General features: G+C 71.2%; 10 protein-coding genes and 1 tRNA gene. 1 reads left to right on the top strand and 10 read right to left on the bottom strand.

What is annotated here, in order from left to right; genetic code table 11:
• Nucleotide 1: 1 nt before the first annotated feature.
• Nucleotides 2-220, bottom strand: a complete 219-nt coding sequence (locus ACH4LD_RS21250; RefSeq protein WP_398054845.1) for a ferredoxin — start codon at nucleotides 218-220, stop codon at nucleotides 2-4.
• Nucleotides 221-764: 544 nt separating this feature from the next.
• On the opposite strand from ACH4LD_RS21250, the gene ACH4LD_RS21255 reads away from it, so the two are divergent.
• Nucleotides 765-5168 (top strand): WD40 repeat domain-containing protein, encoded by a 4404-nt coding sequence (locus ACH4LD_RS21255; RefSeq protein WP_398054846.1) that lies wholly within the window; start codon nucleotides 765-767, stop codon nucleotides 5166-5168.
• A gap of 477 nt (nucleotides 5169-5645) precedes the next feature.
• On the opposite strand, the gene ACH4LD_RS21260 is transcribed toward ACH4LD_RS21255, so the two are convergent.
• The 9 genes from ACH4LD_RS21260 to dnaN form a co-directional block, all read right to left on the bottom strand.
• Nucleotides 5646-6443 (bottom strand): maleylpyruvate isomerase N-terminal domain-containing protein, encoded by a 798-nt coding sequence (locus ACH4LD_RS21260; RefSeq protein WP_398054847.1) that lies wholly within the window; start codon nucleotides 6441-6443, stop codon nucleotides 5646-5648.
• Between the two features lie 150 nt (nucleotides 6444-6593).
• A tRNA-Ile gene (locus ACH4LD_RS21265) sits at nucleotides 6594-6670 on the bottom strand.
• Between the two features lie 112 nt (nucleotides 6671-6782).
• The gene (locus ACH4LD_RS21270; protein WP_398054848.1) at nucleotides 6783-7532 is read right to left on the bottom strand and encodes a DUF3566 domain-containing protein; all 750 of its coding nucleotides are present in this window, start codon (nucleotides 7530-7532) and stop codon (nucleotides 6783-6785) included.
• Nucleotides 7533-7550: 18 nt separating this feature from the next.
• The gene (gene gyrA, locus ACH4LD_RS21275; RefSeq protein WP_398054849.1) at nucleotides 7551-10145 is read right to left on the bottom strand and encodes a DNA gyrase subunit A; all 2595 of its coding nucleotides are present in this window, start codon (nucleotides 10143-10145) and stop codon (nucleotides 7551-7553) included.
• 42 nt (nucleotides 10146-10187) lie between these two features.
• A complete protein-coding gene (gene gyrB / locus ACH4LD_RS21280; RefSeq protein WP_103813575.1) occupies nucleotides 10188-12269 on the bottom strand; it encodes a DNA topoisomerase (ATP-hydrolyzing) subunit B in 2082 nt (693 codons plus the stop codon).
• A gap of 396 nt (nucleotides 12270-12665) precedes the next feature.
• Nucleotides 12666-13232 carry a DUF721 domain-containing protein gene (locus ACH4LD_RS21285; RefSeq protein WP_398054850.1) on the bottom strand — a complete coding sequence of 189 codons (567 nt, stop codon included), beginning with the start codon at nucleotides 13230-13232 and terminating at the stop codon, nucleotides 12666-12668.
• Complete coding sequence (gene recF, locus ACH4LD_RS21290) at nucleotides 13229-14386, bottom strand: DNA replication/repair protein RecF (RefSeq protein ID WP_398054851.1); 1158 nt, start codon at nucleotides 14384-14386, stop codon at nucleotides 13229-13231. Before recF ends, ACH4LD_RS21285 begins: the two co-directional genes overlap by 4 nt.
• Before the next feature lie 76 nt (nucleotides 14387-14462).
• On the bottom strand, nucleotides 14463-15338 hold the full coding sequence (gene gnd, locus ACH4LD_RS21295) for a phosphogluconate dehydrogenase (NAD(+)-dependent, decarboxylating) (RefSeq protein WP_014673776.1): 876 nt from the start codon (nucleotides 15336-15338) through the stop codon (nucleotides 14463-14465).
• A 231-nt stretch (nucleotides 15339-15569) separates the two neighbouring features.
• The gene (gene dnaN, locus ACH4LD_RS21300) at nucleotides 15570-16700 is read right to left on the bottom strand and encodes a DNA polymerase III subunit beta (protein WP_103813578.1); all 1131 of its coding nucleotides are present in this window, start codon (nucleotides 16698-16700) and stop codon (nucleotides 15570-15572) included.
• Nucleotides 16701-17150 lie beyond the last annotated feature (450 nt).

The raw sequence follows: 17150 nt of genomic DNA on the forward strand, positions 1-17150 counted from the left end.
GCTACTCGGCCTGCTCGTGCTGCTCGGTGAGGACGATCGCCTGCGAGGGGCACTTCTCGGCGGCCTCCAGGACCGTCTCCCGGACCCGCGGCTCCCCGGCCGCGTCCGCTCCGCCGGCCCGTAGGACGCCGTACCCGTCCTCGAACGCGAACACGGCCGGAGCCCGGTGCGCGCACTCGGCGGAGCCGTAGCACAGGGAACGGTCGACGGAGACCTTCATCTGTCCTCCAGTCGTGGGCGATGACCTTCAGGCGGCCTTCAGGACGTCACTGCCCGGCCACGCGCCCCTTGAACCGGACCGCCCGGCCACCGGGGGCGGAACACGGCGGTGCGGGGGCGGGGGGTCTTGGCGGACGGGGGCTCGAAGGTTCCCGCCCGCCCGGCACCGGTCCCTCCCCTCGTGGGGACCGGTGCCGAACGGTGCGGGGCTGTCGACCCGCGCCAAGTCGGCGGGGCGGCGCGGGTCGAAGAACGGAAACGGTTCGCGGGGCTGCGCGCGGATCGGCGCGGGTCGGCGCGGCGCGATGCGAGGCGTGCGACTTTGACCGAGAACGTTCGGTGCCATGGGCTGTCTCTCCGAGCGCTGAGCCGGTGGCCTGTCCGGACGGTGTGTGACGGGTCCGCTACCGGGTTCGGATCCTGCCATCTGTCACCGCCGCAGAGGAGGTTCCGGTCTCCGGTCCGCCCCTTAACCGCAGGTCAGGCGTATAAGGTGAGTTTTCCGGTCCGGACGTCACACGCGGAGGAAAGTAAGGGGTGGGACCTTGAGTTCCGACTCAGGGGCACGCACAGCCTTCGCCGAACGCCTCGCGCTGCTGTACAAGGAGGCCGGAAACCCTCCCCTCAAGAGCGTCTCGGAAGCGGTCGTACGGCTCCAGCGGATCGATGAGCGCGGCCGGCCGGTACGGGTGTCCGCGCAGCGGATCAGCGACTGGCGCCGGGCCAGGAACGTACCGGCCCAGTTCGCCGCCCTCGCGGCGGTCCTGCAGATCCTGATCCCGGAGGCACGGCGGCTGCGTCCCGCCCCGGTCTCCGCCGGCCTGTACGACCTCGCCCACTGGCAGCGGCTGTGGGAGCTGGCCGTGGCCGGACCGGCCGGCGATCGGCCCGCGCCGCCCTCGGAGGAGAACCGGCGGCCACCGGCCCAGGCCCCGCCCGTCGCCGGTGGCGTGTGTCCGTACCGGGGGCTGGCGCCGTACCGGCGGGAGGACGCCCGGTGGTTCTTCGGCCGGGAACGGAGCACGAAGGCCCTCGTCGCCCAGCTCCGCGCGGCCGAGCGGTCCGGCGGGCTGGTCATGCTGGTCGGCGCCTCGGGAGCCGGGAAGTCCTCCCTGCTGAACGCCGGCCTGATCCCGGCGGTCCGGGACGGGGCCCTGAGCACGGGGGCGATCGGCGGGGCCGGGAGCGCAGGCGCGGGGGCGATCGGCGGGGCCGGGAGCGCGGGCGCGGGGGCACAGGGCGGGGCTGAGCACGCGGGCACGGGGGCGCAGGGCGGGGCTGAGCACGCGGGCACGGGGGCGCGGGGCGGCCTCCTCCCGCCTCCGCCCCCGGTCGACCGCTACGACCACCCCCGCGACCGTTCCACCGACCAGCCCGGCGACCGCGCCACCGGCCAGCCCGGCCGTCGTCCTTCCAACCACCCCGCCGACCTGCCCTCCGGCCACCCCACGGACCGCCCCTCCAACCACTCCACGGACCACCCCACACCCGACCACCCCACCGACCACTCCTCCGACCACCCCACACCCGACCGCCCCGCCGATCCCCTGGACCCCGTCCTCCAGTTCGTCCCCGGTGCCGATCCGCTGGGTGAGCTGGTCCGCCGTGTCCCCGATCTCGCCGCCGTCGCCGCAGAGGCCCGCGGGGCCGAGCGGGAGGCGGCGCGGAACCCGGCGCTGCCGGGCTGCGACGCCCCGCACATCGCCCGTGCCGTGCGCGAGGCGGTCGCCGCCTGGGCGGACCGCGCCACGGGCCCCGACGACCGGCCGGTCGTCATCGTGGACCAGTTCGAGGAGGCGTTCACCCTCTGCGCCGACGAAGCCGACCGGCGCGTCTTCATCCACTTCCTGCACGCCGCCTGCACCCCGTCCGCCGGCACCGCCGGACCCGCGCCCGTCCGGGTCGTCCTCGGTATCCGCGCCGACTTCTACGAGCAGTGCCTCGGCTACCCCGAACTGTCCGACGCGCTCCAGCACCGGCACATGGTGCTCGGCCCGCTGACCAGCACCGAGCTGCGCGAGGCGGTGACCGGTCCGGCCAAGGCGGTCGGGCTGGAGCTGGAGCCGGGCCTCGCCGAGCTGATCGTGCGCGAGGTGAGCGCCGACGGCCCGCGCGGCGCGCACGACGCGGGCGTGCTCCCGCTGCTCTCGCACGCCCTGCTGGCCACCTGGCAGCGCCGGAAGGCCGGCCGGCTGACCCTGGCCGGGTACCGCGCGGCGGGCGGCATCCAGGGCGCGGTCGCGGCGACCGCCGAGCGCGCCTGGTCCGGGCTGGACCCGGCGGCCCGTGCCGCCGCCCGGCTGCTCCTGCTGCGGCTGGTCCGGCTGGGCGAGGACACCCAGGCCACACGCCGGCGCGGCACCCGGCGGCAGCTGGCGGAGGAGTCCTCGGACCCCGGCAAGACGGAGGAGTCGCTGGAGGCCCTGGTGCGGGCCCGGCTGGTGACGCTGGACGCGGACACCGTGGAGATCACCCACGAGGCGCTGCTGCACGCCTGGCCCCGGCTGCGGCACTGGATCGACGAGGGCCGGGGCGACCATCTGCTGCGCCAGCGGCTGGAGGAGGACGGCCGGGCCTGGGAGGACTCGGGCCGGGACAGCTCGCTGCTCTACCGGGGGTCGCGGCTGGAGCAGGCCCGCGCCTGGGCCCGGTCCGCCGGGGACACCTACCTGACCCGGAGCGCGGTGGAGTTCCTGGCCGCCTCGGTGCGGCTGCGCAAGCGCTCGGTGTGGCTGAGCCGGGCCGCGGTGGCGGCGCTGGTGGCGCTGGCCGTGCTCGCGGCCGGTACGGCGGTGATCGCCTGGAAGCAGCGGGACGACGCCGTGTTCGAGCAGGTGCTCGCCGAGGCCGACCGGGTCCAGCACACCGATCCGTCCCTGGCCGCCCAGCTCGACCTGGTCGCGCACCAGCTCCGCCCCGGCGACGAGGGCACGTACAGCCGCCTGATCTCGATCGTGAACGCGCCGCTGGCCACCCCGCTGTCCGGCCACGCCGGCGCCGTCTACCTCACCTCCTTCAGCCCGGACGGCAACACGCTGGCGACGGCCGGCTACGACCGCACGGTCCGGCTGTGGGACGTGACCGACCCGAACCACCCGGCCCCGCTCGGCAGGCCCCTGACCGGCCACACGAGCTGGGTCAGCAGTGCTGTCTTCAGCCCGGACGGCCGGACCCTGGCCAGCGCCGGCGACGACGGCACGCTCCGGCTGTGGGACGTGACCGACCCGGCGCAGGCCCGCCCGCTGGGCGAACCGCTCACCGGTCACCAGGGCACGATCTACCTGGTCGCCTTCAGTCCCGACGGGCGCACCCTGGCCACGGCCGGCGAGGACCGTACGGTGCGGCTGTGGGACGTCACCGACCCGCGTCGGCCCGGCACCCTCGCCACTCTGCGCGGGCACAGCGCCGCGGTGCGCTGTGTGGCGTTCGGCCCGGACGGGCGGACGCTCGCGACGGGCGGCGACGACGACACGATCCGGCTGTGGAACGTCTCCGCGCGGCGCCGGCCGGAGCCGGTCAGGACGTTGCGGGGGCACACGGACCTCGTGCACTCGGTGGCCTTCAGCCCCGACGGGCGCACCCTGGCCAGCGGCAGCGCGGACGACACCATCCGGCTGTGGGACGTGACCGACCCCGCCCGCGCCGCGGCGGTCGGCTCGCCGCTGACCGGTCACACCGGCCCGGTCTGGTCGGTGGCGTTCAGCCCGGACGGCGGCCGGCTCGCCGCCGCGAGCGCGGACAGCACGGCGAGCCTGTGGAACGTCAGCGATCCCTCGTCCCCGTCGCAGGTCGGCGAGCCGCTGGCGGGCAGCAGCGGGGAGATGTACGCCCTGGGGTTCCGCCCGGACGGCCGTACTCTCGCCACCGGCAGCGGGGACGGCAAGGTGCGTCTGTGGTCGGTCCCGACCTCGGACATGATCGGCCGGAGCGGAGCGTTCCGTCCGGACGGCCGGGTGCTGGCCACGGCCGCCCGGGACGGCAGGCTGCGGCTGTGGAACGTGACGCGGCCCGGCCGGCCGGAGCTGCTCGGCGAGCCGTTCATGCGGGCCGACGGCGACCAGCGCTCCCTGGTGTTCTCCCCCGACGGCCGCACGCTCGCCGTCCTCACCGGCGTCCGGACGGTCCACCTGTGGGACGTCACCGACCCCGCCCACCCGGTCGCCGCCGGCCCGCCGCTGCGCCTGCGCACCCGCTTCATGGGTCCCGACGCGCTCGCCTACAGTCCGGACGGCCACACCCTGGCCACCGCCTACGACGACCGCACCGTCCAGCTGTGGGACGTGACCGACCCGGGCCGCCCGTCCCCGCTCGGCAGGCCCCTCACCGGCCACCGGGGCTACATCAACAGCCTCGCCTTCAGCCCGGACGGCCACACGCTGGCCAGCGGCAGCGCGGACAGCACGATCCGGCTGTGGAACGTGACCGACCCGGCGCACGCCCGCCCGCTGGGCAAGCCCCTCACCGAGCACTCCGGGCCGGTCAACACGCTCGCCTTCGGCCCGCACGGCCACACCCTGGCCAGCGGCAGCGACGACGACACGGTCCGCCTGTGGAACACCACCGACCCCGCGCACGCCGGACCCCTGGGCAAGCCGCTCACCGGCCACACCGAGGCGGTCACGTCCCTGACGTTCAGCTCCGGCGGCGACACCCTGGCCAGCGGCGGCAACGACAACACGGTCCGCCTGTGGAACGTCACCGATCCCGCCTCGGCGTCCCCCATCGGCCAGTCGATGAGCCCCAACGCCAAGACGGGCAACTTCCTCATCTTCAGCCCCGTCAGCCACGTCCTCGGCGTCTCCAGCGGCACCGACACGGTCCGCCTGTGGAGCCTGGACGCCGACACGGCGATCCGGCACATCTGCTCGGTCACCCGGGGCGTCCTGACCCCCCAGCGCTGGCACGAGTACCTGCCGCGCCTGGGCTACGACCCCCCGTGCGGTCGATGATCGGCCAACCTGCGTGATTCCCCCCGGACTTGGCCCCACACAACCGACAACCTTGTTACCCTTGGCCATAGCCCGATCGCTGGTGCATCCCCCGTCGCCAGCGGTCGGGCCTTTTCTTGTGCCGCGCCGCCTCTCTTGTGCCGCACCCGCGGGTCTCTGCCCTCCCGTGATGCCCCCGCAGCGTGACCACCGGTGTGCGGGGCACTCGTGCGCACCGGAGGAGGCGGTACGCATGACTGACGACGAGTTCTACAGCGAGACCGGCCGGAAGGCGCGACGCTCCCGGAGGACCGCCCCAGGGAGGGAGCACTTCCGAGCCCGGCCCGGGGCGGCAAGGCCGTCTGGACAGTCCTGGGCCTAGTGGTTCTTTTCATCATCGTCTTCGCACTCATACTGGTCTGAGTGGTGGACGCCTGTCCGCGACAAAAGACCTCCGGTCCTGCTGGACCGGGTGGCTTCTCGCTTTCAGCACCTGTCCTACTCCTCCGGTTCCCACGCGCGGAGCAGGTCGAACAGACCTGCGTCTCCCTCGATCCGCAGGGAGTCCGCCGGGATACGGTCGTACAGGAAGAGAACCAGCTCATTGGCCGTGCCGCGAACGGAGACGCCGGCCGCGTTCGGGCCCTCGTCGGCCGCGGCGACAGGCGTCGTGCCGGGCGCGGGGACACGGGCGGAGCGCGCGCCGTCGCCGTCGACCGTGAGGCGCCAGGAGCGGCCCTCGGTGGCGTGGAAGTCGAAGGCGGTGGGCTTGTGCGGCCAGGCACTCGTCGTCGCGACGCAGGTGAACAGGAAATCCTCGACACCGTCGAGTGCCACCTCGTCCGGCAGCGGCTCCGGGGCACCCACAGTGATCTGGGCGTCGTAGGTGTGCACCGCCATCTGCTGGAGCTGGTGCCGGGCGACGGCGCCACAGGTCTGCGGCGACTGCCCCGCACCCCACCACGTCCAGCAACCGCGATCCGGGCCGGCCTCCCGCAACGCGTCCAGCAGTTGCTCCGTGGACTCCGCCAACCACGCCGGCAGGGCCTCGCGCTCCCGAGGCGCAGCCGGGGCGCCTTCCGCCACGGACTTGGCCGGTGCGGGCCCCGCGGCGACGGTGGCGGCCCAGTCACGGCGCCCCTCACCGATGTGCTGCGCCAGATCGAACAGCGTCCACTCCGGGCAGGTCGGCACCTGCGCGTCGAGGCTGGGCGCGGAGGCCACCGCGGCGCGGAAGGCGGTCGACCGTTCGTCGATCAGTCGCAACAGAACGGGGAACGCGAGTGTCGTTGTCACAGGGACTCCCTATCACCGCGCTCCGACCATCGGACAGTGATTTTCACAGCCGCCGCGGCGAGGGCGCGGCACGGGCCGGGCGCCCACTCGGCTGATGTCAGCCATGAATGCCGAAGACCCCCAGCCGATCTCGACTGGGGGTCTTCATGCTGGTGGGGCTAACAGGATTTGAACCTGTGGCCTCATCCTTATCAGGGATGCGCTCTAACCAACTGAGCTATAGCCCCGCCGCGCTCTGCGGTGTGTGTCCCGCGCGCTGACTCCTGAAGATTAGCGCACGACCGCGCCAGTCCCAAAATCGGTTGTCGGGGGACCGTCAGAACGCCGCTGGTCCGGAGGTCACTCGTCCTCGGCCAGCGTCAGTTCGATGCCGCCCACGAACCCCGCGGAGAGGTTGTAGATGAACGCGCCGAGCGTCGCGAGCGCCGTGGCCAGGACCACGTCGATGACCGCGATGATCGCCGCGAACGTCAGGACGTGGGGGAGCGACAGGAACGCCTGGAGGTCAAAACCGTTCGCCTCGTTCGAGCCGGTCGCCTCCGAGATCGTCCCGCCGACCGTCGAGAACACGCCCATCGCGTCCATGACCATCCACAGCACCGCCGAGGCGACGACCGTGCAGATGCCGAGCGCGATGGAGAGCAGGAAGCTGACCTTCATCACCGACCACGGGTCGGCCTTGGCCACCCGCAGCCGCGCCTTGCGGGTCCGCGGCGCCGTCCGCACGCCCGTACGCGGCTTGCGCGTGGCGCCGGCGGGCGCCTGCGCCGGATAGGCCTGCGGCGGGTGGTAGGGCCCGTCGGCCTGCTCCGACCGCCGCTCCCCGGGAAGGGGCGACGCCGGCCGCGCCTCACCGGACGCGGCCGGGCCTCGGGTGTCCGTCACAGTTCCCCCCTGGGATCCAGACGTACGGGAAGAGTCCGTCTCGGACACCTTCACCGGCTTCAGGTTCGTCGTCTGCGGGTCGTGCGCGCCACCGGCGGGGGCACTCCCCGCCGGCAGCCCGTTCGCGGCGGAGCCACGGCCGCCGCCGTCCGTTTCCGTACCCGTGGAGGTACCGGCCGATCCGGCGCCCGTGGCTCCGCTCACGCTGACTCACTCCTCGTGCTACTCGGCCGAGGGTGCCTCACCCTCGTCCGTGCCGGTGGTCGCGGCACCCTCGGCGGTCTCGTCCACGGCCACGTCGCCGTCGACTTCCTCCGCCTCGCGCCCCGCTTCGGCGTTACGTGCGATACCGACGACGGCATCGCGCTTGCCCAGATTGATCAGTTGGACGCCCATGGTGTCACGGCCCGTCTCCCTGACCTCGCTGACTCGCGTGCGAATCACACCGCCGGAGAGGGTGATCGCGAGGATTTCGTCGTTCTCCTCGACGATCAGCGCGCCGACGAGCGAACCACGGTCCTCCACGATCTTGGCGGCCTTGATGCCGAGGCCGCCGCGGCCCTGGACGCGGTACTCGTCGACGGCGGTCCGCTTCGCGTACCCACCGTCGGTGGCAGTGAACACGAACGTACCGGGTCGCACCACATTCATCGAGAGAAGCTCGTCGCCCTCCCGGAAACTCATCCCCTTGACACCGGAGGTGGCGCGGCCCATCGGGCGCAGGGACTCGTCCGAGGCGGTGAACCGGATCGACTGCGCCTTCTTGCTGATCAGCAGCAGATCGTCGTCCGCCGAGACCAGCTCGGCGCCGATCAGCTCGTCGTCCGAGCCGTCCTCGCGTTCCCGCAGGTTGATCGCGATGACACCGCCGGAGCGGGGCGAATCGTAATCCTTCAGTGGCGTCTTCTTGACCAAGCCCGACTTGGTGGCCAGCACCAGGTACGGCGCCGCCTCGTAGTCACGGATCGCCAGGATCTCGGCGATCGCCTCGTCCGGCTGGAAGGCGAGCAGGTTCGCCACGTGCTGGCCGCGCGCGTCCCGGCCGGCCTCGGGCAGCTCGTACGCCTTCGCCCGGTACACCCGGCCCTTGTTGGTGAAGAACAGCAGCCAGTGGTGCGTGGTGGAGACGAAGAAGTGGTCGACGATGTCGTCTTCCTTCAGCTTCGTGCCGCGCACGCCCTTGCCGCCGCGCTTCTGCGCCCGGTAGTCGTCCGTCTTCGTCCGCTTGACGTAGCCGCCGCGCGTGACGGTGACGACGATGTCCTCCTCGGCGATCAGGTCCTCGATGGACATGTCGCCCTCGTACGGGATCAGCTTGGTCTGCCGGTCGTCGCCGTACTTCTCGACGATCGCGGCCAGCTCCTCGCTGACGATCCCGCGCTGGCGGACCGGCGAGGCGAGGATCTCGTTGTACTCGTTGATCTTCGCCTGGAGTTCGTCGTGCTCCTGGACGATCTTCTGCCGCTCCAGGGCCGCCAGGCGCCGCAGCTGCATCTCCAGGATCGCGTTGGCCTGGATCTCGTCGATCTCCAGCAGGTCCATCAGGCCCGTGCGCGCGACGTCGACGGTCTCACTGCGCCGGATCAGCGCGATGACCTCGTCGATGGCGTCCAGGGCCTTCAGCAGACCGCGCAGGATGTGCGCGCGCTCCTCGGCCTTGCGCAGCCGGAACCGCGTCCGGCGGACGATGACCTCGATCTGGTGCGTCACCCAGTGGCGGATGAACGCGTCCAGGGACAGCGTGCGCGGCACGCCGTCGACCAGCGCCAGCATGTTGGCGCCGAAGTTGGTCTGCAGGTCCGTGTGCTTGTACAGGTTGTTCAGCACGACCTTGGCGACCGCGTCCCGCTTCAGGACGATCACCAGGCGCTGACCCGTACGGGACGACGTCTCGTCGCGGACGTCCGCGATGCCGCCGATCTTCCCGTCCTTCACCAGGTCGGCGATCTTCTGCGCCAGGTTGTCCGGGTTCACCTGGTACGGCAGCTCGGTCACCACCAGGCACTGGCGGCCCTGGATCTCCTCGACCTCGACCACCGCGCGCATCGTGATGGAGCCGCGCCCGGTCCGGTACGCCTCCTCGATGCCCTTGCGGCCCACCACCAGGGCGCCGGTCGGGAAGTCGGGGCCCTTGATGCGCTCCATGAGCGCGTCCAGCAGCTCCTCGTGCGAGACCTCGGGGTTCTCCAGGTACCACTGGGCGCCGGCCGCGACCTCGCGCAGGTTGTGCGGCGGGATGTTGGTCGCCATGCCGACCGCGATACCGGCCGAGCCGTTGATCAGCAGGTTCGGGAAGCGGGCCGGCAGGACGGTCGGCTCCTGGGAGCGGCCGTCGTAGTTGTCCGTGAAGTCGACGGTCTCCTCGTCGATGTCGCGGACCATCTCCATCGACAGCGGCGCCATCTTGCACTCGGTGTAGCGCATCGCCGCCGCCGGGTCGTTGCCCGGGGAGCCGAAGTTGCCGTTGGAGTCCACCAGCGGCATCCGCATCGACCACGGCTGGGCGAGGCGCACCAGGGCGTCGTAGATGGAGGAGTCGCCGTGCGGGTGGTAGTTGCCCATGACGTCGCCGACGACACGGGCGCACTTGTAGAAACCGCGCTCGGGGCGGTAGCCGCCGTCGTACATCGCGTACAGCACACGGCGGTGGACGGGCTTGAGACCGTCCCGGACGTCGGGCAGCGCACGGGACACGATGACGGACATCGCGTAGTCCAGGTACGAGCGCTGCATCTCCGTCTCAAGCCCGACGGGCTCGACACGCATCGCGAGTTCGCCGCCCTCTTCGGGGGTGACGGGGGTGTTCTCGTCGGCCATTGCTGGTGAGGATCCTTCCTGGTGCGGTCAGCTGAGACCGACTCAGATGTCGAGGAAGCGGACGTCCTTGGCGTTGCGCTGGATGAACTGGCGACGGGCCTCGACGTCCTCGCCCATGAGGACCGAGAACAGGTCGTCGGCCTGGGCGGCGTCGTCCAGGGTGACCTGGCCGAGGACCCGGTGCTCCTGGTCCATCGTGGTCACGCGCAGCTCCTCGGCGTTCATCTCGCCGAGACCCTTGAAGCGCTGGATCGAGTCCTCGCGGACGCGCTTGCCGCGCTGGCGGCCCATCTCGATCAGCGCGTCGCGCTCACGGTCCGAGTAGGCGTACTCCACGTCGTCACGGCCCCACTTGATCTTGTACAGCGGGGGACGGGACAGGTACACGTGCCCGGCCTCGACCAGCGGCCGCATGAAGCGGAACAGGAAGGTCAGCAGCAGGGTGCTGATGTGCTGCCCGTCGACGTCGGCGTCCGCCATCAGGATGATCTTGTGGTAGCGGAGCTTCTCGATGTCGAAGTCCTCGTGCACACCCGTGCCGAAGGCCGAGATCAGCGCCTGGATCTCCTGGTTCTGCAGGATCTTGTCGATCCGGGCCTTCTCCACGTTCAGGATCTTGCCGCGGATCGGGAGGATCGCCTGGTACTGCGGGTTCCGGCCGGACTTGGCCGAGCCGCCGGCGGAGTCACCCTCGACGATGAAGATCTCGCACTTGGCCGGGTCGTTGGACTGGCAGTCGGCCAGCTTGCCGGGCAGCGACGCCGACTCCAGCAGACCCTTGCGGCGGGTCAGGTCACGGGCCTTGCGGGCCGCCACGCGCGCGGTGGCCGCCTGGATGCCCTTGCGGATGATGTCCGCGGCCTCGACCGGGTTGCGGTCCAGCCAGTCGTTGAGGTGCTCGTAGACCGCCTTCTGCACGAAGGTCTTGGCCTCCGTGTTGCCCAGCTTGGTCTTCGTCTGGCCCTCGAACTGAGGCTCGCTCAGCTTGACCGAGATGATCGCCGTCAGACCCTCACGGATGTCGTCACCCGTGAGGTTGTCGTCCTTCTCGCGCAGCAGCTTCTTGTCGCGCGCGTACTTGTTGATGAGGCTGGTGAGGGCCGCGCGGAAGCCCTCTTCGTGCGTGCCGCCCTCGTGGGTGTGGATGATGTTCGCGAAGGAGTACACACCCTCGGTGTAGCCGCTGTTCCACTGCATGGCGACCTCAAGGGACAGGCTCTTGTCCTTGTCCTCGGCCTCCAGCGAGACGACCGTGGGGTGCACCGCCTCTCCCTTGCGGGAGTTGAGGTACTTCACGAAGTCGACGATGCCGCCCTCGTAGTGGTACGTGACGGTCTTGACCTCGGCCTTCTCGTCCGCACCCGCCTCGTCCGCGCCGCTCGTGGCCTTCGCGGACTCGCGCTCGTCGGTGAGCCGGATCGTCAGGCCCTTGTTGAGGAACGCCATCTCCTGGAAACGCCGGGAGAGCGTCTCGAAGGAGTACTCGGTGGTCTCGAAGATCTCCGGGTCGGCCCAGAAGGTGACCGACGTACCCGTCTCCTCCGTCGCCTCGTGCTTGGCCAGCGGCGCCGTCGGGACGCCCATCTTGTAGTCCTGCGTCCAGCGGTGGCCGTCGGTCCTCACCTCGACGGCGACCTTGGTGGACAGCGCGTTCACGACGGACACACCGACACCGTGCAGACCGCCGGAGACGGCGTACCCGCCGCCGCCGAACTTGCCGCCCGCGTGCAGCACGGTCAGCACGACCTCGACGGCCGGCTTGCCCTCGGAGGGCACGATGCCCACCGGGATGCCACGGCCGTTGTCGACGACGCGCACGCCGCCGTCGGCGAGGATCGTCACGTCGATGGTGTCCGCGTAGCCCGCCAGCGCCTCGTCGACCGAGTTGTCGACGACCTCGTACACCAGGTGGTGCAGACCGCGCTCGCCCGTGGAGCCGATGTACATGCCGGGCCGCTTGCGGACCGCGTCCAGCCCTTCGAGCACGGTGATGGCGCTGGCGTCGTAGGAAGCGGAGGCCGCGGCGGACTCCGTGGCCTCGGCGTTCACGCCGGCGTCGGTGGACGGGATGTTCTCGTTGGGGTTGCCGGAATCGGCCACGAAGCGCCCTTTCTGGCACAGCACGAGCCGGGCTCGTCGGCAGGTTGCCGGAGCGGCTGCGGCATGTTGCGTTGGTAAGCCTTGATCAGCGTTGCTCAGCTTTTCCCGGGCGGTCCCCACGTTGGGGCGGGATTGTCTTCCAGTCTACCGGTAGCACTGACATCGATGGGGGTTTGCGGGCACCTGAGCTCCCATGTGCCGCCCTCAACCGGTCTGTGCCGGGTACCGATATACGGAAGGGGGCTCCAAGGGGCTCACGGCGGCACTCAGCGCTTCGAGCCGTCAACCGGTGGCTACTGTCGGGTCAGATGGCGGTCCGAGGCCGATCGCCGGGGGTTCCGGGGCGCTCCACCGCGGTGATCCACACCTGTGGACGGGGGTACGACGGCACGCCGGGGCGGCCGCCCGACGTGAGGTACATCACCCGTAGGTGTCGCCGGGTCCGGTGCTCCCCGGAGCCCGCAGCGGGCCGTAGCGGCGGGCCTGGCCGCCCGGATTGAGCACCTTGATCATCCGTACGCTGCCGTGCCCGAGGTCCTCGTTGATCCGCGCCACCAGGGTCGGGGCGAGCACCCGGAGCTGGGTCGCCCAGGCCGTCGAGTCGCACTGGACGGTCAGCACCCGCTCGTCCTCGTCGTACCGCTGCGGCACGCAGTGCTTGGCCAGGTCCTCGCCGACGATCTGCGGCCAGCGGCCCATCACCCCGCCCACGGCGGCCGGCTTCTCCCAGCCGCGCTCGGTGATCAGCCGGTTGATCGCCGCGCCCAGCGCCATGGGGTCGCGTCCGTCGGCGCGCGCGCCGGAGCGCAGACCGCCACCGCGCCGCGCCTGCTTCTTCTGCCGCGCCGCGTCGCCCCGCGCGCGTGCCTGCTCCCTCGCCGCGCGCAACGCCACGCGCGCGAGGTCGACACCGGACGGCTCGTCACCGCCCCGGGCGCTCGTCCTCCGCGGGCCGGGGGTGTCCGGGACCGGCTCTTGGCTGCTCATACGCGCTCCACCGTCCCACCGGCCACCGCGTACCGCGCGCCGGCCAGCACATGGGGTACGTCGTCGTCCACGGCGGCGGTGACCAGCACCTGCTCGCCGGGCGCGACCAGCTCCGCCAGCCGCTCCCGGCGACGGGCGTCCAGCTCGGCGAAGACGTCGTCCAGGATGAGCACCGGCTCGTTGCCCTCGGCGCGCAGCAGGTCGTAGGAGGCCAGCCGCAGCGCGAGCGCGTAGGACCAGGACTCGCCGTGCGAGGCGTAGCCCTTGGCGGGCAGCTGACCGAGCTTGAGCAGCAGGTCGTCGCGGTGCGGTCCCACCAGGGTGACGCCCCGTTCGATCTCCTGCCTGCGCGCCTCCGACAGGGCCGCCATCAGCTGGGCGTACAGGTCCTCACGCGTGTGTGCCTCGCCGGGCGCCGACGGCTTGTACTCCAGCGCGACCGGACCGCCGCCGGGAGCGAGCTGTTCGTACGCCTTGTCGGCGAGCGGCCGCAGCGCGGCGACGAGATCCATCCTCTGGGCGAGCAACTCCGCGCCCGCGCGCGCGAGATGCTGGTCCCACACGTCGAGCGTGGACAGGTCCGCCCCCGGGCTCGCCTCCGCTCCCCCGGGAGGTGCCCCCCTCCGGCCCCCGTGCCGACGGGCCAGCGCGGCCGTCTTCAGCAGGGTGTTGCGCTGCTTGAGCACCCGCTCGTAGTCCGAGCGCACACCCGCCATCCGCGGGGACCGCGCGGTGATCAGCTCGTCCAGGAACCGCCGCCGCTCTCCCGGGTCGCCCTTGACCAGCGCGAGGTCCTCGGGCGCGAACAGCACGGTCCGGACGATCCCCAGCACATCCCGCGGCCTGACCTGCGAGGACCGGTTGATGCGGGCGCGGTTGGCCCTGCCGGGGTTCAGCTCCAGCTCGATGAGCTGCTGCCGGTCGCCCTGCCGGACCTGCGCCCGCACCACCGCCCGCTCGGCGCCCATGCGGACCAGGGGGGCGTCGGAGGCCACCCGGTGGCTGCCCAGGGTCGCCAGGTACCCGACCGCCTCCACGAGGTTGGTCTTGCCCTGCCCGTTGGGGCCGACGAAGGCGGTGACGCCCGGGTCGAGCGGGACCTCGGCCCGGGCGTACGAGCGGAAGTCGGCGAGCGACAGATGCGTGACGTGCATGGCGGTACCGCCGACCTCCCTCGGGCTTGTGGATCGCGGAGCGACCCTCTTGTGGATCGCGGAGCGACCCTGTGGATTACTTCTTCTCCACCGCGTGACCGCCGAACTGGTTGCGCAGCGCGGCGATCATCTTCATCTGCGGCGAGTCCTCCTGGCGGGAGGCGAACCGCGCGAACAGCGACGCGGTGATCGCCGGCAGCGGCACGGCGTTGTCGATCGCGGCCTCCACAGTCCAGCGTCCCTCACCCGAGTCCTGTGCGTAACCGCGCAGACCGTCCAGGTGCTCGTCCTCGTCGAGGGCGTTCACCGCGAGGTCCAGCAGCCAGGAGCGGATGACCGTGCCCTCCTGCCAGGAGCGGAAGACCTCACGGACGTCCGTGACGGAGTCGACCTTCTCCAGCAGCTCCCAGCCCTCGGCGTAGGCCTGCATCATGGCGTACTCGATGCCGTTGTGGACCATCTTCGCGAAGTGGCCCGCGCCGACCTTGCCCGCGTGCACCGAACCGAAGTCGCCCTCCGGCTTCAGCGCGTCGAAGACCGGCTGCACCTTGGCGACGTTCTCGGCGTCGCCGCCGTACATCAGCGCGTACCCGTTCTCCAGGCCCCAGACGCCCCCGGAGACACCGCAGTCGACGAAGCCTATGCCCTTGGCGGCCAGCTCCTCGGCGTGCCTCTCGTCGTCCGTCCAGCGGGAGTTGCCGCCGTCCACGACCACGTCGCCGGGCTCCAGCAGCTCGGCGAGCTGATCGATGGTCGACTGGGTGGGCTCGCCGGCCGGGACCATCACCCAGACCACGCGCGGGCCCTTGAGCTTGCCCACGAGCTCTTCCAGGCTGTGGACGTCCGCGAGGTCCGCGTTGCGGTCGTATCCGATGACGGTGTGGCCCGCGCGGCGGATCCGCTCGCGCATATTGCCGCCCATCTTGCCGAGGCCGACGAGACCGAGCTCCATCAGTTGTGTTCCTTAGGTCGCTGTGTGGCGTGAGAGGCACCGGAAGTGCCGAGCCGAGCCTAAACCCGGACGCTCGTGCACAGCTGTGGGCATAGCCGCTCACCTGCGGGAACGGTCTCGTCCATCGACTCGTGCCGCCGTAGCTGCGCGGCCGGCGGCCACCCGGCCGACCGACCACGGTGCCGGGCGCCCCTGCGGCGTCCCGGCACCGTGCACAGCTGTGGACGACGATCAGCCGCTGAGCCGCACCGGCATGATCAGGTACTTGTAGGCCTCGTCGGCCTCCGCGTCCACCGCCGCCTTGCCGCTCAGCAGCGCCGGCTTCGTGGACGTGGTGAACGACAACTGCGCCACCGGCGAGTCGATCGCGCTCAGACCGTCCAGCAGGAACGTCGGGTTGAAGGCGATGGAGATGTCGTCGCCGTCCAGCTGGGCGTCCACCCTTTCCACAGCCTGTGCGTCGTCGCTCGACCCGGCCTCCAGGATCAGCACGCCCTGCTCGAAGCTCAGCCGCACCGGGGTGTTCCGCTCGGCGACCAGCGCCACGCGCTTGACGGCCTCCACGAAGGGCGCCGTCTCGATCACGGCGATGGAGTTGAACTCGGTCGGGAACAGCGTGCGGTACTTCGGCAGGTCGCCTTCGAGCAGACGCGTGGTCGTACGCCGCCCGGCGCCCTCGAAACCGATCAGGCCCTCACCGGCACCGGAGCCGGACAGCGCCAGCGTGACGCTGTCACCGGCGCCCAGCGACTTCGCGGTGTCCAGCAGCGTCTTCGCCGGGACCAGGGCGACCGCGGACGCGTCGGGGTTCTCCGGCTTCCACAGGAACTCGCGGACCGCGAAGCGGTAGCGGTCGGTGGAGGCCAGGGTGACCGTGTCGCCCTCGATCTCGATGCGCACACCGGTGAGCACCGGGAGCGTGTCGTCCCGGCCGGCCGCGATGGCCACCTGGGAGACGGCGGCGGCGAAGACCTCACCGGGGACGGTGCCGGTCGCGTTCGGCATCTGCGGCAGCGACGGGTACTCCTCCACAGGCAGGGTGTGGAGGGTGAACCGGGAGGAGCCGCACATCACGGTGACCCGTACACCGTCTGTGGAAATCTCCACCGGCCGGTTGGGCAGGGCGCGGGAGATGTCGGCGAGCAGCCGGCCGGAGACGAGGACGGTGCCCTCCTCCTCGACCTCCGCCTCGACGTTCACCCGTGCGGAGACCTCGTAGTCGAAGCTGGACAGGCTGAGCTGGCCGTCCTCGGCCTTCAGCAGCAGGCCGGCGAGGACAGGCGCCGGCGGACGGGCCGGGAGGCTGCGTGCGGCCCACGCCACTGCCTCCGCGAGTACGTCGCGTTCCACCCGGATCTTCACCGTAAGCCGCCTCCTGATGCTGCCGTTGCTGCTGAGTCCTCCGACTCGGTGTCACCGCCCTCTGCGACGGGAAGGACACCGGAACCAGTCTGACGCACGGCACTGACAGTAGGTGCCCGTTGGGGTCAAGTCGGACCGGGGGGCAGCCGGACGCGAGACAGCGAGTTGTGCACAGGCCCCGCTTCGAAACGATTGCCGAGCTCTCTCTAGTCGGGAGTAGTAGTAGGGCCTGTGGATACCGTGGATAACCACGTTTGCCCAGCTCAGCGCGGATATTTTATCCACCGGCCCTGTGGGTGGAGGCAGTGGACAACCGGGGCTGTCTGTGGAGAACAGAAAGTTCTGCACACGTCGCCCACAGGCTGAGGGCAGTTCTCCCCAGCTGTGTCCCCAGGAATACCCAGGTTTCCCACACCCCAATCCGGCAGCTTCCTGTGACGGCTTTCACTC

The organism is Streptomyces sp. NPDC017676, assembly GCF_044329325.1.
In the GTDB taxonomy this organism is placed as follows: domain Bacteria; phylum Actinomycetota; class Actinomycetes; order Streptomycetales; family Streptomycetaceae; genus Streptomyces.